The 22,614-nt window shown below is 61.3% G+C and carries 16 protein-coding genes; 3 read left to right on the top strand and 13 right to left on the bottom strand.

The genetic code is table 11. The features are described 5' to 3' along the window. Positions 1-15 precede the first annotated feature (15 nt). Positions 16-4,782: a type I secretion C-terminal target domain-containing protein gene (locus ABI660_RS17510; RefSeq protein ID WP_348070451.1), complete on the top strand. Its 4,767-nt coding sequence runs from the start codon at positions 16-18 to the stop codon at positions 4,780-4,782. Between the two features lie 66 nt (positions 4,783-4,848). Here ABI660_RS17510 and ABI660_RS17505 read toward each other — a convergent pair whose 3' ends face one another. After that, positions 4,849-6,756, bottom strand: coding sequence for a LapD/MoxY N-terminal periplasmic domain-containing protein (locus ABI660_RS17505; protein WP_348070449.1), 1,908 nt, complete (start codon positions 6,754-6,756; stop codon positions 4,849-4,851). A 47-nt stretch (positions 6,757-6,803) separates the two neighbouring features. Further along, positions 6,804-7,466 (bottom strand): transglutaminase-like cysteine peptidase, encoded by a 663-nt coding sequence (locus ABI660_RS17500; RefSeq protein WP_348070447.1) that lies wholly within the window; start codon positions 7,464-7,466, stop codon positions 6,804-6,806. 322 nt (positions 7,467-7,788) lie between these two features. Between ABI660_RS17500 and ABI660_RS17495 the strand changes: the two genes are divergently transcribed. Then, entirely contained in the window at positions 7,789-9,975 is a 2,187-nt protein-coding gene (locus tag ABI660_RS17495) for a TolC family outer membrane protein (protein WP_348070445.1), read from the top strand. A gap of 77 nt (positions 9,976-10,052) precedes the next feature. Here ABI660_RS17495 and ABI660_RS17490 read toward each other — a convergent pair whose 3' ends face one another. The 9 genes from ABI660_RS17490 to ABI660_RS17450 form a co-directional block, all read right to left on the bottom strand. Continuing rightward, positions 10,053-11,021: a response regulator gene (locus ABI660_RS17490; RefSeq protein WP_348070443.1), complete on the bottom strand. Its 969-nt coding sequence runs from the start codon at positions 11,019-11,021 to the stop codon at positions 10,053-10,055. 162 nt (positions 11,022-11,183) lie between these two features. Further along, a complete protein-coding gene (locus tag ABI660_RS17485; RefSeq protein WP_348070441.1) occupies positions 11,184-11,579 on the bottom strand; it encodes a RidA family protein in 396 nt (131 codons plus the stop codon). Beyond that, positions 11,576-12,019, bottom strand: coding sequence for a thioesterase family protein (locus tag ABI660_RS17480; protein ID WP_348070439.1), 444 nt, complete (start codon positions 12,017-12,019; stop codon positions 11,576-11,578). The genes ABI660_RS17485 and ABI660_RS17480 overlap by 4 nt, the downstream gene beginning before the upstream one ends. After that, complete coding sequence (locus ABI660_RS17475) at positions 12,016-13,641, bottom strand: AMP-binding protein (protein ID WP_348070437.1); 1,626 nt, start codon at positions 13,639-13,641, stop codon at positions 12,016-12,018. Before ABI660_RS17475 ends, ABI660_RS17480 begins: the two co-directional genes overlap by 4 nt. Beyond that, on the bottom strand, positions 13,638-14,807 hold the full coding sequence (locus ABI660_RS17470; RefSeq protein ID WP_348070435.1) for an acyl-CoA dehydrogenase family protein: 1,170 nt from the start codon (positions 14,805-14,807) through the stop codon (positions 13,638-13,640). Before ABI660_RS17470 ends, ABI660_RS17475 begins: the two co-directional genes overlap by 4 nt. 1 nt (position 14,808) lies before the next feature. Then, positions 14,809-15,663: an enoyl-CoA hydratase family protein gene (locus ABI660_RS17465; RefSeq protein ID WP_348070433.1), complete on the bottom strand. Its 855-nt coding sequence runs from the start codon at positions 15,661-15,663 to the stop codon at positions 14,809-14,811. Then, on the bottom strand, positions 15,660-16,151 hold the full coding sequence (locus ABI660_RS17460; protein WP_348070431.1) for a MarR family transcriptional regulator: 492 nt from the start codon (positions 16,149-16,151) through the stop codon (positions 15,660-15,662). The genes ABI660_RS17465 and ABI660_RS17460 overlap by 4 nt, the downstream gene beginning before the upstream one ends. 57 nt (positions 16,152-16,208) lie before the next feature. Continuing rightward, a complete protein-coding gene (locus ABI660_RS17455) occupies positions 16,209-18,509 on the bottom strand; it encodes a bifunctional salicylyl-CoA 5-hydroxylase/oxidoreductase (RefSeq protein ID WP_348070453.1) in 2,301 nt (766 codons plus the stop codon). A 269-nt stretch (positions 18,510-18,778) separates the two neighbouring features. Then, complete coding sequence (locus tag ABI660_RS17450; RefSeq protein ID WP_348070429.1) at positions 18,779-19,519, bottom strand: 2OG-Fe dioxygenase family protein; 741 nt, start codon at positions 19,517-19,519, stop codon at positions 18,779-18,781. A 112-nt stretch (positions 19,520-19,631) separates the two neighbouring features. Here ABI660_RS17450 and ABI660_RS17445 point away from each other — a divergent pair, with 112 nt between their 5' ends. Continuing rightward, complete coding sequence (locus tag ABI660_RS17445; protein WP_348070427.1) at positions 19,632-19,931, top strand: DUF1840 domain-containing protein; 300 nt, start codon at positions 19,632-19,634, stop codon at positions 19,929-19,931. Positions 19,932-20,061: 130 nt separating this feature from the next. Here ABI660_RS17445 and ABI660_RS17440 read toward each other — a convergent pair whose 3' ends face one another. Further along, positions 20,062-21,075 (bottom strand): tripartite tricarboxylate transporter substrate binding protein, encoded by a 1,014-nt coding sequence (locus ABI660_RS17440; RefSeq protein WP_348070425.1) that lies wholly within the window; start codon positions 21,073-21,075, stop codon positions 20,062-20,064. 173 nt (positions 21,076-21,248) lie between these two features. Next, on the bottom strand, positions 21,249-22,235 hold the full coding sequence (locus tag ABI660_RS17435; protein ID WP_348070423.1) for a tripartite tricarboxylate transporter substrate-binding protein: 987 nt from the start codon (positions 22,233-22,235) through the stop codon (positions 21,249-21,251). Positions 22,236-22,614: the final 379 nt, after the last annotated feature.

Raw genomic sequence — 22,614 nt, 5'->3', positions numbered from 1 at the left:
GCGGCGGTCAACGCCTTGCCAGCGGGCAGTACGCCGACGGACGTCTTTACGGCCACGGTGATGGATACGGCCGGAGCGACGGCGGCGCAGGTTCTGACTGTCACGGTTACAGGTGCTAATGACCGCCCCATCGGTACGGTGAGTGGGGGTACGATCACCTTTACCGAAGGCAACAATGTCGTCTCCACACCAGTCGTGATCGACAGCGGCATCACGGTCAGCGATGTGGATAACGTCAATCTGACGGGTGCAACTGTTTCCATCGGCGGCGGATTTGTATCTGGTCAGGATGTGCTGGGCTTTACGACCATGGGCGGAATCACCGGCAGCTATAACGCGACCACGGGTGTCATGACCCTGAGCGGAACCGCAACAGTGGCGCAGTATCAGGCCGCACTGCGCAGTGTCACGTACACCAATACCAGCGAAACACCTTCGACGGCTACGCGCACGATCAACTATGTGGTCAACGATGGGCAAGCGCTGAACAACCTGAGCACGGTGGCCAGCAAGACCGTCAACGTGGTGGCCGTGAACGACACGCCGCTCCTGGATCTGGATGCTGGAACCGGCGGCACGGGGTACGCGACTGCGTTTATCGAGAACGGAAGCCCGATCCAAGTGACGTCGCCGACGCTCAAAATTACGGATGTCGATAGCGCGACGCTTAGCGGCGCTACCATTACGCTGACGAATGCACAAGCCGGTGACGTACTGGCAATCGGCTCAGTCCCTGCTGGCATATCCGTGGTCGTCGTCGGCAATGTGATCACGCTGAGCGGAATCGCCAGTGTGTCGGCCTATCAGGTTGCCTTGCGAGCCATTACGTATGTGAACACCGGTGACAACCCCGGCAACACTACCCGAAACATCACTTTTGTAGTCAATGACGGTTCCACCAACAGCGCCCCCGCTGTTACCACCGTTGCAGTCACACCGGTAAACGATGCGCCTGTTCTTGATCTGAATGCCGGCGCCAGCGGGTCGGATAATACGATTTACGTTGCCAGAGGTAGTGGTGCGGCTGGGGCGCAGTCGATCGCCAATTCCGATATAAGCATTACGGATCTGGATCACGCCAACCTGACAAGCGCGACAGTGTCCTTGACGGGGACGGCCAACGCCAATCAGTTGCTGATCATCACGGCTGCGGGGCAGACCTTGCTCAACAGTCTCGGGATCACTTGGACTTCGACCTCAAGTACCACCGGGATAACGTTGAACGGTTCCGCTTCGCTGGCCGCTTACCAGCAGGCGATCCAAACCATCCTGTTCAGCAGCACGACTGCTACATCGGTGGTGAGAAATGTCAATGTTACCGTTTATGACGGTAGCGACAACAGCAATACTGCCAGCACCACGGTCAATGTGGTTGCAGCTGGCAACCCCATCGCATTTGCTACAAGTGCCAGCGGGCTTGAGGACATTTCTCCTATTGCGGTCACACTTTCGGCAGTCGATCCGGGTGGGTCAATTGCCACTTTCAGAGTCACGGCACTTGCGGCCAACGGCACGCTTTATACCAATGCCTCCATGACGACAACTGTCACGGTAAACACGTTGATGACAGCAACCGGCGGGGAACTCGTTCTTTATTTCAAGCCCAATGCGAACTGGAGTGGCAACACGAGCTTTTCCTACCAGGCAAGGGACAACGGTAGCAATTACAGTACGACCGTAACTGCAGCCATTGCAGTCGAAGCGGTCGCAGACATGCCGAATCTGACGGTAGTAAATTCTTTCACCGAGGTGTTCAACACCACGTGGGAGTCGGTGGGCACCCTGGTATCCACCGCCGACGATAGCAATAACCCGACGCATGCCAAGGGCACAGCAGCCATTGAGGGATGGTCCTTGCTGACGACGCTGACGGGGGACACTGCGGGGGCATCCGCCGGGCGCCAAATTAACCAGTTTTACTTCAATGCTGACGGCGACGCTCTCAGGACCTCTCCCGGTAATGTGGCCTATACCGCCGCAGGCATGCTTGGAAGCGCTACAGGCGGAGATTCGCAGAAGATTTTCCTGCACCTGGACAATGCCGCCAATGGTGCTTCCGCCCTCAACCCGAACTACCAGACACTGGGTATCACGCGAACCATCAACGTCAGCAGCACCGCCAACGTCTACCAGCTGAGCATGAATTATGCGCCGGATGCGGCGCCTGTGGCCGGCACCGGCTTCCAGGTGGTATTGGACGCGGGGACTGCCAACGAGGTGATTTATACCTACGCGGCTGGAGCTGTCAACTCGGCGTTGGTCTGGGAGGCGATACGTGCCGGTTTCAACTTCACTACAACCGGCAATCATACGATTACCATTCGCACCAATTCCACCGAAACCGGGGAGGGCGTGGGCGGCTATTTCGACGATATCCGTCTGGTGCAGGCGCAGGGCGCGATGCAGGACAATGCGACCAACCTGAACTCGGTGACAGGAACAACCACGCAGATATCTCTGGCCGGAAAGATCACGACAAGCCTGGTTGATGCGGATGGCTCGGAGGTCCTGTCCCTGCGCATCTCCAACATGCCGGGGGGGTCGCGCATCGTTTCGGGTGGCATCACATACCAAGCGGTCAATGGCTCGGTCACCATTCCGACTGCTGCACTGGCCGCCGCCTACCTGGTGTTTCCTGAAGATTATTCCGGCCGAGTCGATCTAGGGGTGACCGCGACGAGTACGGAAGGCTCCAACGGTGCAACGGCGAGCTCGTCGCAAACGCTGACCTTCCATATCTTCACCGGCGGCCTCTCGGCGAGCCCTCCGCCGTCGCTTGCCGTGGTTAGCAACACGACGATTGTCGAAGGTGACTACGCTGTGTTCGACATCCGGTTGGGTGCGCAAACCGGCAATGATGTCACTGTGACTTTGACGACCGGAAATGGGACTGCCACCGCTGCCGACTACGGTCCAGGCCTGGAATACTCCGTCAACGGCGGTGTCACTTGGACGGCCTATTCCGGCAGCCTGGTGATTTCTGCCGGCAAGACCAGCGTGCTGGTGCGGACACCCACCGTGGTGGATGGAAGCATTGAGAGCTCGGAAACTTTCACGTTGACGGCCAATCTGTCCACTGGCCCGATTTCCAACTCCGTAGCGGTGGGTACGGCGACCATTCTTGACCTGGACAGCGCCCCCATCCTGTTGGTTCGTCCTGTCGGGCAATGGACGTTTGACGAGGCTTTTGGTGTGCCGGCGGTCAATGAACTCAGGGGTATCAAGGGCACGCTGTCAGACGCCAACACCGCGAACGGCAGTAATCTTCCGGCCTGGGTTGCCGGGCATGCCGGAACCTCCGGAACGGCATTGCAGTTCGATGGTCAGGGGGCATCCCTGGCCGTTGATCCTGTCGAGCTGACTCCCATCACCGCATCGGCCACCGTTTCCTTCTGGATCAAGACCACGCAGAACGCCACCACCGACGCGGCGCAATTCGGCGGAACCGATATCGGCTGGAACCGCCCCAGCGTGATCGGTTCCGAGCAGGCCAGTGCGGCAAACGACGCGCAATGGGGATGGATTGACAACACGGGACATATCGCTCTCAACGTGGGCAATACTGCGGGCGCCAAGAGCACAACCATCGTTTCCGATGACACGTGGCATTTCGTTGCGATGACCCGCAATTCCGTTACCGGGCAGACCCAGATTTGGGTGGACGGCGTACTTGAGAACACTGTTACCGCTACTGGTTTGCAGGGCACCATCACCAATGTGTTCGGTATCGGCTTTACCAATGGCGTGAATGCCGATTTTTCACGCAACATTACCAATGACAAATACCTCAATGCGACAGTTGATGATTTGCGGATTTATGACACGGTGCTGACCACCGAACAGGTCCGCTCGGTCTGGATGGTTGAGACGAACCACCACGATGTAGCAATTGCCAATGACGGGAGCAGTTTCAAACTCGATGTGACTGCCAGGGCGTTTGAAACGCTCACCGTCAATGGCTTGCTCAACGGCTGGACCATCACTGACGGCGCGGGTCATAGCGCCACAGTAACGACGGGGACAACTCAGTCGATTGATATCTCTACCTGGGACCTCTCGAATCTGCTGACTGTCAGCGGCGTGGGTACCGCCCAGTCGGCACTGATCGGCATCAGTGCAACGAACGGTGTGCATACGGCGGATCAGATGATCAGCCTGGTATCCGCCACCAATGCCTATGAGGGAACTGCCGCGAACAATACGCCGACGCTGACAGCCTCTTCGGACTTTGTTTACGGCGGTGACGGTAATGACGTACTTAACGGTGGCGCGGGTGACGACCGGCTGGTGGGAGGTACTGGTAATGACACCATCAACGGCGGCGACGGGCGCGACTTGATCATCGGTGGACAGGGTTCAGATATCCTGACCGGTGGTTTGGGTGCCGACATTTTCCGCTGGGAACTGAACGATGGTGGGACGGTGGGTGCGCCGGTCACCGACACAATCACGGACTTCAACACAAGTGCCCGCGCGGCTGGCGGGGATGTTCTCGATCTCAGAGACCTCCTGATCGGCGAGACCGCGGGCACGCTGTTGGGACAGGACAATTTGGCGAACTACCTGCATTTCGAGAAATCGGGCGCTGACACCATTGTGCATATCAGCACGACGGGCGGTTTCGCTTCGGACCCTCATACGGTGGGCGCCCCGTCGGGGATTGTCACAGGGGCCGAGGATCAGAGGATTGTGCTGTCTGGCATTGACATGATTGGGGCCTACACGACCGACCAGCAGGTGATCCAGGACTTGCTCACGAAGGGAAAACTCAACACAGACTGATGCCACTGCCGCAGGGCAGCCGCCGCCCGCTCTCTTCGGGGTGGCGGCTTCATTCTGCGAAGGCCGTTAGGTTTGCTCCCTGACAGCAGCTCCTGAGGCACCATCGAACCCCGTGCTTTCCAGGGCAGCGAGCTCGGCCCGGTCAATCACGCCTTCCCCGTAGACCTGCATGCCCATCTTGTGGGCAACGGCTGCCAGACTCTTGAGGAAGATCTGGTTGGCCGTGCTGTATTGCAGGCCTCGAATGAAGCTGGAGTCGATCTTGAGAAAGTCGAGCCCGAGGTCGTGCAGCACATCTGCCTGATTGAAGTGTCGGCCGAAATTGCCAAGCCCGACGCGGCCGCCGGCCTGCCTGACTTCGGCGACAAATTCGCGAAGGTTTTCAATGCGTTTGGCGGCCGTGGTTTCGGGCACTTCCAGCCAGAGGCGGCCGGCCAAGCTCCGGTTTTCGCCCAGCAGGCCCAGCAATCGGGCGCGAAAGCTTTTTTCACCGATGGAAAGTGCCGACAGGCTGATGGACAAGCCGGGGAGGCCGGTGTCCTGACGCAGTTTCTCAAGTGCCAATTCGAGGGCTGACAGGTCCATCCGTGGCATCAGCTGATATTCCTCGGCCACTTGCTGAAAGTGCCTGGCGGGGCGCCATGCGTCCATGCCATCAGGCAGAAGTTCCATGACGCACTCACGGTGGATAAGCCTTCCCTTCATGTCAAGAACCGGAAGAAAAAGCAAGCGAACCCGGCCCTGGTCCAGTGCAAGCCTGAGCAGCTCTGTGGTTTTCTCGTTGCCGTGGGCCGTGAACTCGCTGCCGGTCTCCCGGATGGCATTGTTGCCGGCCGCCTCAGCTGCAATCAAGGCACTCGAGGCCTCGGCCATCAGGCCGGCCATGTCTTGCCCGAACTTCAAAGTGCCGATGCCGATATAGGCCGTCGGCCCCTTGCCGGTCAATGGAACGCATGCCTCCACCAATGACGACAGCACCCTGTTGGCCATATCGCGTGCCCGGACCTGGCCCGGCAGCAGCAATGCAAAGTCGGAGTCACCGATGCGTGCTGCCACGCCGGCGACCTGTGTGGCATGCTGGTTGAGTACTGCTGCGAAGGTTTTCAGGACTTCATCGACGGCGGGTGTGCCCAGGCGCTGTGTGAGCCTGGGAAAATCCGCAACGCGGAGCAGCAGCAGTGTGTCGCCTGCGGCTTCTTCCCCGTCCAGAGAGTCCAGCAGCTGGACCAGGAAAAAAGTCCGGTTTGCCAGCCCGGTCACCGGGTCATAGTTAGCCGTGATGCGCAGGACTTCCAGGCGTTGCGCTTCTTCGGCAAACATTCCTTTGAGACGGGTGACCATGCCGTTCATGGCGAGGGCCAGCTGCCTGAGTTCCGGAACAGCGGGGACGTCACTCAAGACAAAACGCCGCTCGCTGATGTCGTTCGCCTGCTTGATGACACGCTGCAAAGGCTCACGCAGGCGCCGCAGGATCATGACCCCGAGGAGCCCACCTATCACGCCGGAGAGGCCAAGCGCGAGTACCAGCTGTACAACGCTTTTCCACAGCGCCTGATAGGCAAAGCGGCTGTTGCTGACAAGGGTCAGAGTGCCCAGCTGGGTCCAACCGCTGCTGATCTGCGCCTGTCCTGGCGTTGCATCCAAGGGCAGTGTGCTGACAAACCATTCTGGAACTGTGCCCGCTCTGGCCGGTGTCGTACGTTCGACAATGATTTTCCCGAGAGGATCGACGACGCGTATCAACTCGTAATGCCCGCTGTCGAACAAAGCCGATACCGTCAGTTCGACCATGACCGCGTCTGCCTGTTGCTGACTCAGTGCCAAAGCCAACGCCGTTGCGTTGTCAGTATTTTTTGAACTGAGCTGCTCCGACAGATAATTCCGGGCATTCAACGTGGACGCCAGCAAGCCCCCCAGCAACGCCAACAGGGTGCTGAGAATGATTGCAAGCCACATTTGGCGGTACATCGACATGGAAGATTCCCCTCGGAACGGTTCTTTATAGCGGTTTGTAAATGGACTCAATCAAAACCTTCGGCACGCGCGCGTCTGAGCAATTCCTGCCACCGTGACAGGTTGGCAGGGCCACCGGCACCGCGGGCGCCGCTGGCACCTTGCCAGAGACCCTGGCTGTTGAAGCTGAACACCGGGCTCAAATCCGGTCGGCGCGATGCGGGTTGCAGATCATTGATCAGGTTGTCCAGAAGCACCGGTTCAGCTTCCGGAGAAGGGTAAAAGGCCAACACCATGTGCGCCTGGGTGATGCTGCTGTTGGTGCCCCCCAGGCGCGCCTGCACGTAGATCAGGCGCAATTTTTCATCGGGAACGTTGAGGAGCAATAGCGTGAAATATTTGGCAATGGCAAAGTCTTCACAGTCACCGGCGCCCCTGCCCAGGGTTTCCATGGGCGTAGCCCAGTAATCGCTTTGCCCCCACACCTCCTGGTCGTCCCTGAATTTGATGCGGCGGTTGAAAAAGTCATTAACCTGCTTGAGCTTGGCCGGCGCGGGCTGGTCGGCATTTTCCCGCAGGAGTTTTTGCCAGTCGCGGAAAGATTCCTGGGACACCGGGCCAAAGCGCTGGGACAGGACGTTTTGCATCCGGTCAAAATCGACTGCGGCGACCTTCCATGCCCCGGCAAGAAACAGCAGGATGATCAGGGCGGCTTTTGAAAGGTGCTTCAAGTGTTTCGTTTTCGCCGCATCGACGAAATTGGCCCCGGATGTTATTGCGCTAGAGAAAATCCTGCGTTAACATGAAAATATCTATATAAAACAGTAACTACCTGTGATTTCTTAACCTTGTTTCGAAGATTTTGTTCGTACAAGTGGTTGGAAGCCATAGTCCCCTGTCCTCTCCGGGGCGGGAGTCAACTCCAGCAAAGAGTCAAAAAATGCCAAAAAAGCCGCCGAAAAGCTTGTTCCTGCTGACGCCGGTGGTGGTTGTCGGAAGGTCATGTTGTTCCTGCAGTGTAACGGCGAAGCCGTCGGTTGCATGAGCTTGCAAGTGCCCGTCACTGAAGCTTTGAGCGTCGGTGAAAGTTCGCTTGAGGCGGACAAGCCGGGAAAAGCGATCACCGTCCTGATTCGTGCCGGCACGGTGCTTGGCACCTTGCTGTTGGGCTTGCAGGCCCCGGCCTTTGCCCAAGCCACCAAGCCACTGACGCTTAAGGAAGCGGCGCAGAATGCCGTTTTGAACAACCCTGAAGTCCTCGCACGCTGGCATACCTTGAAGGCGGCGGACGGCGAACGCGGCGTGAGCGCAGGCGGACTGTTGCCCAGGGTGGACGTGGCGGCCGGCAATGGTTCCGAGCGGCGAAACACCGCCGCTACCATTGGCAGTACTCGCTTCGACAGAAATTCCGCTTCCCTGACCATTACACAGCTGCTGTACGACGGTTTTGCCACGCGCAACGACATCAAACGGCTTGACCATGCACGGCTTGTGCGTCTTTTCGAATTTTTTGACACTTCGGAGAGTGTGGCGCTCGAAGCGGTCCGCGCCTATTACGATGTTTTGCGCTACCGGGAGCTGGTGCGCCTGGCCGAAGAAAATTTCGTCCAACATCGCTCGGTTTTCAACCAGACGGAGCGCCGGGTCAAGGCCAGGGTAGCGCGTGCGGTGGACCTGGAGCAGATTTCCGCGCGTCTGGCACTGGCCGAGGCCAACCTGTTGACGGAAACCTCCAACCTGCATGACACGACGGCGCGCTTCCAGCGCATCGTGGGCCTGGTGCCTACAGCGGAAATGCCAGTGGCGGCGGTGCTGACTCAGGATATTCCGCCTGACGCGACTGGTGCCATCCGGGAGGCACAGCAGCGCAACGGTGCCTTGCGCGCCTCGATTGAAAACGTCCGCGCGTCCAACGCTGCGCTGGCTTCCCGCAGCGGTGCTTACCAGCCGCGTTTCGATTTGCGCTTGCGCCGCGACCAGGGGAATAACCTGAACAGTATTCCGGGCAATTCCGACACCACCGTGGCCGAGGTGGTCATGAGCTGGAACCTGTTCAATGGCTTCAGCGACCGGGCGCGCGAGCGCCAGTTTGCCGAACAGCTCAATGTGGCCAAGGACCTGCGCGACAAGACCTGCCGCGATATCCGGCAAACGCTGCTGATTGCCTACAACGATGCGCGCAAGCTCAGGGAGCAATTGGGCTACCTCGATCAGAACAAGGTGTCCGTCGAGAGGGCACGTAATGCCTACCGCCAGCAATTTGACATTGGCCAGCGCACCCTGCTGGATTTGCTGGACACGGAAAACGAGTTGTTCCAGGCCAGGCGAGCGGTGGCTAATGCCGAGCAGGACCTGAACATCGCTTACGCCAGGACGCACGCCGGCCTGGGCACCCTGCTCTCTGCGCTGGAGCTGTCCAAAATCGAGACGGACACGGTACCCGGGCTGGATCAGTGGAGCGAAGGCGAGGACGCTTCGCAGCACTGCCCGGCCGAGCCTGTTTCAGTGTATGTCGTGGACAAGGACGCGCTGATCCTGCGGGCGGAAGAGTTGGTGAAGCAGAACGCCTTGATCAATGCGCGAGAGCGAGCCGTGCAGGAGGTGCTGGTGCCAGGACCGGCGCCTTTGCCGTCCGAAGGCGGCATCACGCCGACGCCGGTGCCAGCGCCAGCGCCAGCGCCGGCTGCGCCATCCGGAAGCTCGAGCAGCAGTGAATCCCGGCAGACACTCGAGAGGCAGACAGCCCTGGCCAATGCCCGCGAACGCGAGTCTCTGCAGGCACGGGCAACGGCCTCATCTGCGACCCAAGCGGTGCCTGCACCACGTGTGGCGCCAGCCATGTCTGTACCGGCGCCGAGTGCGTCGTCGCCCGAACCGGTCAATAACGGTGAGATCAACAGGGCGCTGGAGGGCTGGCGTGCTGCGTGGTCCAGGCGCGATGTAGACGCTTATCTGGGGTTTTATGCCCCCGGTTTTGTGCCTTCCACTGACGGTGACAGGAACGCCTGGAAGGAAAAACGCAAGGCTGTTCTGGGTCGCGCTGTCGATATCGCGGTGGAAGTGGCCGATATCTCCGTGGCGATGCCTGATGCCACCCATGCGTCGACCATCTTCAAGCAGACTTACCGCTCGGCAAGTTATCGGGATGTCGTGACCAAAACACTGGAGTGGGTGCGAGCGGGTGACCGCTGGCTGATCCTGCGCGAAAGCTCTGTTACGCCGGTATCGGGTATTCAGTAAGCTTCGGCATCGTTTACGGCTGGCGGGCAGATTTCCATGCGGACGCCGGTGGCCGGCCAGTCAGTCAGGCCGGGCGTTCAGCGCAAGTCGCTGCTGGCGGCGACCCGATCAAGCTCGTCAAACACCTTGTCAAAGTCCACGGGCTTGGTCCAGTAGCCGGCAAATCCTGCCTGTTCTGCAAGTATCTTGTGCTCAGGCAGGGTGTCGGCCGAACACATGAAGGCCGGCGTGGCCTCCAGACCCGGTATGCCGCGCATGCGCTTGAGAAGATCGATGCCATGGGTGTCCGGCAGTCGGCCGTCCAGCACCAGCACGTCGGGCAGCCAGCTGCCCGCCACCTCAAAGCCCTGGGCACCGTTCTGGGCCATGCGCACGTCAACATCGTCGCGCGTCCGCATCACGTCATCGAACAGCATGAGGTTGTACATATTGTCTTCCACATACAGCACGCGCATTTTTCGCTGCGGGCCATTGGCCCTGGGGGTTGCCAGCGGGGCCGACTCGCTGTTTGCCGGGCTGGTACCCTGCGCGGCCGCCGTCTGCTCCCAGTAACCGTCGGTCGAAACCTGGTCCAGCACCCGGCAAAGGCGGGCGGACTGGATCAGGGCGTCCTCCATGCGTTTGCGCTCGGTGACGTCCAGGCACATCTCAACGTAGGCGAGCGGGCGGCCCTGGGCATCGGTTTCAGCATAGAGCAGCGCATGCACATCTACCAGGCCGCCATCGGGGCGGATGATGCGGTAGTCCAGCTCGATTGCGCCGGGCGCCTTGCGCAGCTGGTCGCGGGCCCGGACCAGCAGGTCCAGGTCGTCCGGATAAACCAGGCCCATCGCCGCTTCCAGGGTTATGGGTGCACCGACAGGGTTCACACCAAACATCTGATAAGCGCGGGTGTTCCAGCTCAACTGCTGCGTTTCCAGGTGGAAGATCGACTGGGCTACGCCTGTCGTTTCCATCAACTGCTGCTGCATTCTGCGCTGGGCCTGCGCCAGTCCGAATTCCGGATCCGGCGCAGCTTGCCTGAAACCGGACGTGTTGTCAGCCATGAGATGCAAGCCTGAGGGGGAGGGGTCGGGTAAAGGGCATGGAAATCTCCAAATACGTCGCGCCGGAATGCAAAGTCATCTTAAGCGAGAAAAGACTTGAATAGTCCATTGTGCGTGCCTGACACTCTCCAGAGCCTGAGTCGTGCAGGAGCTTCCGGTCGTTCAGTCAGGCAAGACCGCCGTGACTTCAATTTCGATGCGGGCACGTTCCTCCACAAGAGCGGCGACTTCCACGCAAGTCATGGCCGGGAAGTTCTTGCCCATGACCTCCCGGTAGACCGCACCCAGTTCCTTCAGGCGGGCGATGTATTCGACGCGGTCCACCACATACCAGGTCATGCGTGCCATGTGCTGCGGTCCCGCGCCGCCGGCCTGCAGCACGGCCAGGATGTTCTGCAGGGCCTGGCGGGTCTGGGCGATGAAGTCGTCGCTTTCAAACTGCTGCTGCGCATTCCAGCCGATTTGCCCGCCGACGAAAATCATGGTGCCGCGGGCCATCACGCCATTGGCGTAGCCTTTGGGCGCAGCCCACTCTGCCGGTTGCAATAGTTTCATCATGATTTGCTTTCCGTTATTGTTTCAAGGTAGGGCAGTAGTGCCTCGCGCAGTCCGTCTGGAATGGCCCGCACTTTTCCGTGAGGCACCTCAGAACATACGATCACCGTTTTTGCGACCAATTTAAGGCTTGAGCCCTTATCTGGTGGGTGCGGACAGCTATAAATTTCATAGTGCATGCCGATGCTGGCATTGCCCACACGGGTCAGACCCAGGCTGATGCGGATCTCGTCACCATAACGGCACATGCCGAGAAATTCCGTTTTCAGATCCACGATAGGCACACCCAACCCGGAGGCAATCAGCTCGTGTTCGGGGTAACCAATGTGGGCCAGGAAGTCTTCCTGAGCTTCATGCAGCAGGTAGAAGTATTGCGGATAAAAAACAATGCCGGCCGGGTCGCACTGGTGAAACCGGATCTGTTTTTTTGTTTCGAACCTCATGGCTGGCGTAGCTTGAAGCGCTGCAGTTTGCCTGTTTCCGTGCGCGGCAGGCTGTTCACGAATTCAATCCGGCGCGGATACTTGAACGGCGCCAGCATGGTTTTTACATGGTCCTGCAACAACCGGGTCATGGCTTCGCCGGGCTCCTGGCCGGGCTTGAGCACCACAAAGGCCTTGACGATCATGCCGCGCTCCTCGTCGGGCTCGCCGATCACGCCGCATTCGGCCACCGCGGGGTGTTTGAGCAGTGCGTCCTCCACTTCAGGTCCCCCCACGTTGTAGCCCGAGGTGATGATCATGTCGTCGGCCCGGGCCTGATAGAAAAAGTAGCCGTCGTCGTCCTGCAGGAAGGCGTCGCCCGGATAATTCCAGCCAGCCTTGACATACTTCGCTTGGCGCTCGTCGTCCAGGTAACGGCAGCCGGTGGGCCCGATGACCGCCAGCTTGCCGATGGTGCCGCGCGGCACCTCCTGGCCTTCATCGTCCACCACCTTGGCGATATAACCCGGCACTACTTTGCCGATGGCGCCACGGCGCACCTCGGCCGGCGCGGCGGAGATGAAGATGTGAAACATTTCGGTGGCGCCTATGCCGTCCGTCATCTCGATGCCGGTCGCGTCCTTCCAGAGCTGGCGCGTAGCATCGGGCAGGCCCTCACCGGCGCTGACGCAGGTGCGTAGCGTGGGCACACCGTGTTGTTTGGCAAAGGCTGCCATCTGGCGGTAAAACGTGGGCGCGGTGTAGCAGATGGTGGCGCCCACCGCGTTGATGAGCTTGACCATGGCTTCTGGCGTGTAGGGGATGCCCGGGTAATACACCGAGGCACCCGCCCACATCGGGAAAATCAGCATGCCGCCCAGGCCGAACGTGAAGGCCAGCGGTGGTGACCCCATCACGATGTCGTCGGGAGTGGCCTTGAGCACATGGCGCGGCCAGGCCTCGCAGGCGGCCAGCACGTCGCGGTGCGTGTGCACGGCGGCTTTCGGTGTGCCGGTGGTGCCCGATGTAAAGGCCATCATGGCAATGTCGTTGGCCAAGGTGAGGCAGGGCGCGAACGCCCCGTCCTTGCCGGCCGCGCGCACGGCCAGCGCGCTCGCCTCGTTCAGGTTGAAGGGGACAATTGTTTTCAGCGTCGGGTTCAGCTGCTGGGCAGCTTGCAGCTCTGCCAGCAGGCTGGCATCACACAGCGCAAGCGCTGCCTGCGACTTGGCGATGATTTCACCGAGTTCCTTGGCGCGCAGCAGCGGCATGGTGGCTACCACCACCAGACCGGCCTTGACAACACCCAGCCAGGCCAGCGCCATACCAATGGTGTTGCCGCCGCGCAGCAATACGCGGTTGCCGGGAACCAGCTGCAGGTCCTGCGTCAGCACCTGGGCGATACGCTTGACGCGCTCATGGGCGTCTGCGTAACTCAAGATGATCTTGTCGGAGCGCAGAAAGGGCCGGTTCGACAGGCCGCGTTCTTCAATGCGTCCGAACAACACATCGACCAGGTTGGCCTGCGCGGGAATTTGCAGTTCGGGCAGGTCGTAACGCATGTGCGGCCACTGCTCCCGGAGCGGCAGGCGATCATGCACAAACCGGTCGGTTTGCACGGAAAAGTTGCTGGATGGGGTCATGATTGCAAAACGGCTTTGCCGATGATGAGTTGCTGCACTTCGGTTGCACCTTCGTAGATGCGCAGCGAGCGGATGTCGCGGTACAGGCTTTCCACCTTGGTGCCGACCTTCACGCCCAGCCCGCCGTGCATTTGCAGCGCCATGTCGATGACGCGCTGGGCGTTTTCCGTCGCCGTCATCTTGGCCATGGCCGCCTCGGCGGTGATGCGCTTGCCGGCACCGCTGGCTTCGCTGTCGTCGCGCAGCCAGGCGGCGCGGTAGGTCAGCAGCGCGGCGGCATCGATCAGCGCCGCCATCTCGCCGATCTTGGCTTGCGTCAGCTGGAAGTCGGCCAGGGTCTGGCCGAACATCTTGCGTTCGCGCGAAAAACGTACGGCTTCAGCCAGCGCGCGCCGCGCCATGCCCAGAGCCGCCGCGGCAACCGAGGCGCGGAAGATGTCCAGCGTCTGCATGGCCAGCTTGAAGCCGCCATGGAGCGCGCCCAGTTGCGACTCGCCAGGGAGCTTGCAATGCGCAAACTTCAAGGTGGCCAGCGGGTGCGGCGCCATTACCGCAATGTGTTCGCTGCTGTCCAGGCCCGGGTTGCCGGCATCAACTATGAAGGCGGTGATGCCGCGTGTACCGGCTTCGCGGTCGGTCTTGGCGAAGGTCACGTAAAAGTCCGCGATATCTCCGTTGCTGATCCACGTCTTGCTGCCGTTGAGGGCCCAGCCGCCGTCCACCTCGTCAGCACTGGTGGCCATGGCGCCGGCGTCGGAGCCTGCGTCGGGTTCGCTCAACGCAAAGGCTGCAATCTTGTTGCCGCGTGCGACGGCGGGCAGGTAAGCGGCCTGCTGCGCCGGCGTGCCGGCCAGGGTGATGGCGCCGCTGCCCAGACCCTGCATCGCAAAGGCGAAGTCGGCCAGCGGAGAGTGAAAGGCCAGGGTTTCGCGCAGGATGACCAGCGCGCGCGAATCAAGTTTTTCCATGGCCCCGCCCGCGCTGGCAGGCACACAGTAGCGCAGCCAGCCGCCATCGCCAAGCAGCCGCACCCACTCTTTGCAGGCGCGTCTATCATCGCTTTCGTCAACCTGCTGGGCAGGCGCCCAAGCGGCGAGCTGTTCGCCGAGCGCGCGATGCGCGTCGTCAAAAAAAGGCAGTGCCAGGTGTGCGGTGGAGGCTTTCACGTCAGTCTCCCTTGAACACCGGTTTTTGTTTGGCGGCAAAGGCTTCGTAAGCACGTGTGAAGTCTTTCGTCTGCATGCAGATGGCTTGCGCCTGCGCCTCGGCCTCAATCGCCTGGTCCAGCGTCATGGCCCACTCCTGGTGCAGCATGGTTTTGGTCATGCCGTGGGCAAAGGTCGGGCCGGCGGCCAGGTCGGCGGCCAGTGCCTGCGCCTTGGACAGCAATTCGGTTTGTTCGTGTAGCGCATTGAAAAACCCCCACTGCAGACCTTCTTGCGCCGTCATGGCGCGGCCGGTGAACAGCAGTTCGGACGCGCGCCCCTGGCCAATCAGGCGTGGCAGCAGTGCGCAGGCGCCCATGTCAGCGCCGGCCAGTCCCACGCGTGTGAACAGGAAAGCGGTTTTGGCCTGCGCTGTGCCCAGCCGCATGTCGGCGGCGAGCGCCATCATGGCACCGGCGCCGGCGCAGATGCCGTCGATGGCGGCAATGATGGGCTGGGGGCACAGACGCATGGCCTTGACCAGGTCGCCCGTCATGCGTGTGAATTCCAGCAGTTCCGGTATGGCCATTTTGGTCAGTGGGCCGATGATTTCATGCACGTCGCCGCCGGAGCAGAAGTTGCCGCCGGCGCCGGTCAGCACGATCACCTTGACATCAGTGGCGCTGTTCAGGGCGCGAAACAGGTCGCGCAACTCGGCGTAGGAGTCGAAGGTCAGCGGGTTTTTGCGCTCCGGCCGGTTCAGGCTCAGGGTGGCCACACCGGCGTCAAAGCTGTAGGCGAAGTGGCGTGCCTGGTAGCCTGCAAACGCGTTGAACTGCGCATGCATGGGATTGGCAGGGCCTATGTAGTGTTTCATGCGTTTTCCGTTTCCTGGTTCAGGTCGCTCAGGTCGATTTGGTGCTGCTTGACCTTGCCCAGCAGCTTGTGCAGGGTCTCCAGTTCACGTGGAGACAGGCCGCCGAAGGCCTGGACAATCCAGTCTTCGTGTTGCCGCGCCATTTCGTCGAAGGTTTTGCGGCCACGCGAAGTCAGGCGCACGCGGTAGGCACGGCGATCGCCTTCGACATCCATACGCTCGACCAGGCCCTCTGCCACCAGCTGGTCGGTGATGCCGGTGACATTTCCGCCCGTGACCATCATGCGGCGCGACAGCTCGTTCATCTTCAGGCCATCGGGGTTGCGCTCGAGCTGGGCCATCAAATCGAAGCGCGGCAAGGTGGTGTCGAACTGCTCGCGCAATTGCCCACGCACCTGTTTTTCAATCAGCTGCGTGCAGGTCAGCAGGCGCAGCCACAGGCGCAGTGCCTCGGGGTGCTCGCGGTGGCCTCGTGCTTCCATGTCCATGGCGTTCTCCTGTTCTACTACTTATTTGATAGCTGCTTGCGCCCGTACCATAAGGTCTCAGGCCTGTTTTTGCTTTGAAAGTTCGCGGTACAGCTGGTCCCGGCCGCTGAGGTATTGCCGCGGCCAGTCCACCGCCCGGCTTTGCAATTTGGCCGCTTCATGCAGCGTCCAGGCCGGGTCGGCCAGGTGCGGACGCGCTATGGCGCACAGGTCGGCGCGTCCGGCGGCAATGATGCTGTTCACGTGGTCCACTTCCGAAATCGCACCGACGGCAATCGTCTGGATGCCGACTTCGTTGCGAATGCGGTCGGCAAACGGGGTCTGGTACATGCGGCCATACACCGGCTTCGCGGCGCGGGTGGTCTGGCCCGAGGAAACGTCGATGAAGTCGCAACCCGCGGCCTTGAACAGGCGCGCAATCTCCACCGCGTCGTCGGCGGTGTTGCCGCCTGGCGCCCAGTCGTGAGCCGAGATGCGCACGCTCATGGGCAGGTGTGCCGGCCAGGCCGCCCGCATGGCCTCGAAGACCTCCAGCGGGTAGCGGCAGCGGTTCTCCAGCGAACCGCCGTAGTCATCGGTGCGTTGATTCGTCAGCGGTGTGATGAAACTCGACAGCAGGTAGCCGTGCGCGCAGTGCAGCTCCAGCCAGTCGAAGCCGGCCTGTGCGGCATACCGCGTCGAAGCCACAAACTGCGCCTTGATGCGGTCCATGTCCTGGCGCGTCATCGCCGCCGGCGCGGCATTGGTCGGACCGTACGGCACGGCACTGGCAGCCAGCAGCGGCCAGTTGCCTGCCGGCAACGGCTCGTCGGGCGCTTCCCAGCCCAACTGGGTCGAGCCTTTGGGGCCGCTGTGGCCCAGCTGCATGCCCATGGCCACGCCTTCCCCCGAGCGGTGCGCAAAATCGACAATGCGTTTCCAGGCCAGCATCTGCGCTTCATTCCACAAGCCCGGGCAGCCCGGCGTGATGCGGCCTTCGGGGCAGGGTGCGGTCATCTCGGCAAACACCATAGCCGCGCCACCCAGCGCGCGCGCGCCCAGGTGTACCAGGTGAAAATCCTGAGGCAGCCCATCATTGGCGCTGTAGGTCGCCATGGGAGAAACCACGATGCGGTTTTTCAGTTGCAGCTCACGCACCTTCAGCGGCAGCAGCATGGGTGGCGGCGCCGGCTTGTCAGCACTTTTGGCCAGCCACAGCTCGTAACCCTGCAGCCAGGAGGCGTCGCGCACGCGCAGGTTCTCATGGCTGATGCGCTGCGAACGCGTCAGCAGCGAATAAAAGAACTGTTCGGCATCCAGTCCGCTGTAGCGGTCCACGTTTTCAAACCACTCGGTTGAATTGCGTGCTGCGTTCTGGATCTTCAGCACTTCCACCGAGCGCAGCGCTTCATAGGTTTCCAGCGCCTTGCTTGGTTCGGGCGTTTGTGCAAAACACTGGCTCAACTCGATCGCGTCTTCCAGCGCCAGCTTGGTGCCGCTGCCGATGGAAAAATGCGCGGTATGGGCGGCATCGCCCATCAACACGATGGGCACTTGCTTGCCGCCAATGGTTTCCTGATGCACCCAGCGTTCGCAGACCACACGCGGGAAGCGGATCCAGATCGCCGAACCGCGCACGTGTGTGGCGTTGTTCATAAGCGCGTTGCCGTCCAGGTATTTGGCGAACAGCTTTTCGCAGAAGGCAATGCCTTCTTCCTGGCTCATCTGGTCCAGGCCATGGGCTTTCCAGACCGCCTCGGGCGTTTCGACAATAAAGGTGGACGTGTTGTCGTCGAACTTGTAGGCGTGCGCGGCAAACCAGCCGTGTTCGGTCTGCTCGAAAGCAAAGGTGAAGGCGTCGAAGGTTTTGTGCGTGCCCAGCCAGACGAAGCGGCAGGCGCGCAGGTCGATGTCGGGCTTGAAGGTGTCGGCGTAGCGGTTGCGGATGCGGCTGTTCAGGCCGTCGCTGGCAATCACAATGTCGGCCTGGTACTTCGCGGCCATGGCCTGGTCGTTCTTCACCTCGGTTTCAAACACCAGATCCACCCCCAGGGCGATGCAGCGGTCCTGCAGGATGTTCAGCAGACGTTTGCGACCGATACCGCAGAAGCCGTGGCCGCCCGAACGCACCGAGCGTCCCTTGAAAAAAACCTCCACGTTATCCCAGTGGTTGAAGGCGTCGCCAATCAGCTGGGCGCTCACCGGGTCGGCGGCCCGCAGGTTGTCCAGCGTCTGGTCGGACAGCACCACACCCCAACCGAAAGTGTCAAACGGGCGGTTGCGCTCCACCACCGTGACCTGGCTGGCCGGATCCTGCAGCTTCATCAGCAGCGCGAAGTACAGGCCGGCGGGCCCGCCGCCCAGGCAAAGGATGTGCATTGACAAGACCGTTCAAGTTGATTGATCGAGTTTTAATTGTTTAGGTTTAAACTATTTCCGTCAAGTGCTTTTTTGATGCTTGAGACTTCATGGTTAACGCTGACTTCGATGGGCGCGTACTGCCGCAGGTGCAGCCCTCCCTGGGGCGGCATCCCTCCACGAGCTCATGTCTTTGCAAGCAGGGGCCGCGGGTTCGGCTCCGCCGGCCCCGCAGGCGCAGCGCTCCCTCGGGGGGCAGAGAGCTACACGCAGTGAGCGAACGTGGGGGCTCAGGGGGACTGGAAGCCGCCCGCCCGGTAGGTCAGCACGAGGGTGTCGCGGTGTCCGTCCACCGTGCCGGCTTCCTGGGGCAGGATGGGTGTGGTTTCATGAATCACCCGGGCGTCGTCCAGCAGCAGCGTGGTCAGCGGCTCCTGCATGACAAAGCGCAGGCCATGCGGGCCATTGGCATCGAAGACGCGGGTCTCGCCGCCCTTGACGCCACGGCGCGCCACCAGCATGACCACCACAAAGTCCACGCCGTCGCGGTGCGCGCCTTCCGGCGTCGGCCGGCCCACGCCGCCCATGGTATCGATGCGGAACTGATGGGCTTCGATGTACCAGCGGGGGACGGGCCGCACCTGGCCGAAGAGCTGCCCGAGCCCGGCCAGCAGGCTGACCCAGGCGGGCGCTGTGGCCACTTCCGGCTCGACCGGCTCGAACCAGCGCTCAAAGCCGCCATGCAGGGCGTTGTAATCCGTGGGTTGCCAGTGCGCGCGGTGCGGCGTCTGCACCATCTGGCCGGCAGGCAAGTCCTGGATGAAGCAGCTGTGCCGGCGCCGGCGGTAGTGTCCGCCATCCTTGAGGTGGGCATCGGGTGGCAGTTGCTCCCAGGAGGCGCCCAGCGCTGGCCAGTCACCGGCCCAGCCGGTTGGCAGCGTTGCGGCAAGGTTCGCGGGCGACAGCAAAGCGAGGCCGTCCTGGCTCAGTCCCTGGACGGCGGGTTTTGGAACGCTGGGAATATTGAACATAGCCGCTTATTTTGCTTCACGCGGATGGTCGCGCACGGGAAAGCCGCCTACAGGCTCGGGCCGGGGACGCGACCATAATCAGTTTTATTCACGCAACCACGAGGAGTCGTTCATGCTCTACAAATTCAAGTCCAAAGCTTCCGGCGACCTCATCATGCTGGAAGCCAATGGCCGTCGGGTACTGGAGGTCATAGGCAAGGAGGCCGGACCCAAAGGCATCATCTTGCCCGAGCAGATGCCTGCGGCCATCGCTGCGCTGCAGGCAGCCATCACACTCGAAGAGTCCCACGACGAAGAGGCCCCCGACACGGTGCCCCGCGAGGGCCTGGGTTTGCGCCAGCGTGCCTTGCCGTTCATCGAGATGCTCGAGCGCAACCACAAGGCTGGGCACGAGGTGGTCTGGGGAGTTTAGGGCCCCCACGCTTGTCGCTTCGCGTACTGCGCTGCCCCCCGAGGGGGCGCTGCGCCTGCGGTCTGGCGGAGCCAGATCCGCGGCCCCTGCTTGAAAAGAAACCCGCTCCGGGGCAGTGGCCCGCCGCTCGTTAGTCGACTTTCGCGCCTGACACTTTGACGACCTGCGCCCACTTGATGATTTCAGCATCAATCAGCTTGGCGAATTCCTGTGGGGTGTTGCCGCTCGGGATGGCGCCCTGGGCCAGCATTTTTTCCTTGATGGCCGGTGTGGCCAGGGCCTTGGCCACTTCCTGCTGGATGCGATTGACCACCTCGGGCGGCGTTCCGGCTGGCGCCAGCAGGCCGAACCAGCTGCTGGCTTCAAAACCCTTGAGCTTGCCGGCTTCCTCCACCGTGGGCAATTCAGGCATGGCGGTCGAGCGCTGGGCGCTGGTGACGGCAAAGGCCTTGAGCTTGCCGCCCTTGATTTGCGGCATGGCCGAGGGCAGGTTGTCAAACATCACATCAACCTGACCGCCCACCAGGTCCAGCAGGGCCGGGCCGGAACCGCGGTAGGGAATATGGGTCATGAAAATCCCGGTCTGCGACTTGAACAGTTCGCCGGCCAGATGGATGGAGGTGCCGTTGCCGCTGGAGGCCATGCTGAGCTGGCCCGGGTGCGCCCTGGCATATTTGACGAAATCAGGCACGCTGTTGATGCCCAGCTTGGCGGCCTTGTCGGTGTTCATCACCATCACATTGGGCACGCCGGCCACCAGCGTGATCGGCGCAAAGTCCTTTTGCGGGTCAAAAGGCATCTTGCTGTACAGCGACTTGTTGATACCGTGTGTACCTACCGTGCCCATCAACAGGGTGTAGCCGTCGCCGGGAGACTTGGCCACCAGGTCGGCACCCACATTGCCGCCAGCGCCGGCCCGGTTGTCCACGATGAAAGGCTGACCAAAAGCCCGGGTCAACTCGGGCGCAACGGCACGCGCAAGGATGTCGGTGGTACCGCCGGGCGCGAAGGGCACGACGATGCGGACCGCCTTGGTGGGCCAGGGCGTCTGCGCCACGGCGGCCGGTGTTGCTATGAAACTAATAGCCGCCAGCGCAATGCTGGAGAGGGCTAGACGTCGATTTGTCCTGAAAATGGAAGGCATCAGAATTTCCTGTTGGGATGTGTCAGAGGATGCTTCTACCTTAGGGCGAAGGGGAGGCCGTTTCAATCGGGGCAATCCCGGCCAGACGTTCGCCAGGTAGGGGAGGGCTGCGGGCGCCCAAAAAAAAGCCGCCAGGCTTGCAGCTGGCGGCTTTTTTGCGGAGGCGCCGCAGATCAGTCGGCGAACTGCTTGGCGGCGTCAATCACCGGCTTGAGTTTGGCGATTTCACCGGCCACAAAGGCTTTGTGGGCAGCAGGCTCTACGCGTTTGTCGGTCACCACAATTGCGCCCAGCCCGTCCTGCTTTTTGATGAAGTCGGGATCTTTCAGGGCGATTTTGAGGGCATTGTTCAGTTGGGCCTGAACAGCGGGCGGTGTGCCTTTCGGTGCATACAAGCCGTGCCAAATGGTCAGGTCAAAGCCCTTAAGGCCCATTTCCTGCAGTGACGGGTAGTCCTTGAGCAGTTTGTGCTTGCTCAATGGCTTGGCGGTGGTCACCGCAAAAGCCTTGACGCGGCCGGCTTCAATCTGGCCGGTGGTGTTGGTGGTCTGGTCGCACATCAGGTCAACCTGGCCGCCGACCAGCGCATTCATTGCCGGACCCGTGCCGCCAAACGGAATGGTGGTCATGGCTTCCTTGGAATTGATCGCCGCTTGCCACATCAGGCCGCACAGGTGCGAAGCGGAACCCAGACCCGCATGCGCAATATTGAGCTTGCCGGAGTTGGCTTTGATGTAGTTTTCGAAGTCGCGGTAGGTGTTGGCGGGCAACTGGGGCTTGCCGATCAGAGTCATCGGCACTTCGTTCACCATGCCCAGATACTCGAAGTCTTCCAAGGGCTTGTACTGCAGTTTGCGGTACAAAGCGGGCGTTGCTGCCATGCCGATATGAAACAGCAGCAGCGTGTGGCCGTCTGGATTGGCCTTGGCCACCTTGGTGGCGCCAATCGTGCCACCGGCACCGTTGACGTTTTCAACCACAAAGTTGGCTGTGCCGCCCATGGCTTTGCGCATGGCTTCGGCCAGGTCGCGTGCCACACGGTCGGTCGGTCCGCCGGCTGCGAACGGAACAACGATGGAAATCGGCTTGGATCCGGGGAATGTTTGCGCATTGGCAAACAGGGCCGTTGCGGCGGCGGCGAGAACTAACAGGCGTTTCATAAATGGCTCCTTTGAAATGGACCTCGCCAGTGTAGAACCCGCCGAAGCCGCGTCCATCGCGGGAACTACGTAAGGGCAACTCCTCAGACACCCTTGTTGAGGTAGCGCAATACGCGCGGCGACGGGCGTGAGCGCGCCCTCTTCACCAGCCGGGGCCGCGGGTCCGGCTTTGCCGGCCCGCAGGCGCAGCGCCCCCCTCGGGGGGCAGAGAGCTACACGCAGTGAGCGAACGTGGGGGCTCTTCTCTTCTCAAGCAGGGGCCGCGGGTCCGGCTCTGCCGGCCCGCAGGCGCAGCGCCCCCTCGGGGGGCAGAGAGCTACACGAAGTGAGCGAACGTGGGGGCTCTTCTCTTCTCAAGCAGGGGCCGCGGGTCCGGCTC

The sequence above is a fragment of the Polaromonas sp. genome (assembly GCF_039930745.1).
In the GTDB taxonomy this organism is placed as follows: domain Bacteria; phylum Pseudomonadota; class Gammaproteobacteria; order Burkholderiales; family Burkholderiaceae_C; genus Polaromonas.
Note: the sequence above shows the minus strand (reverse complement) of the source record. Positions and strands in the feature narration are given on the sequence as shown.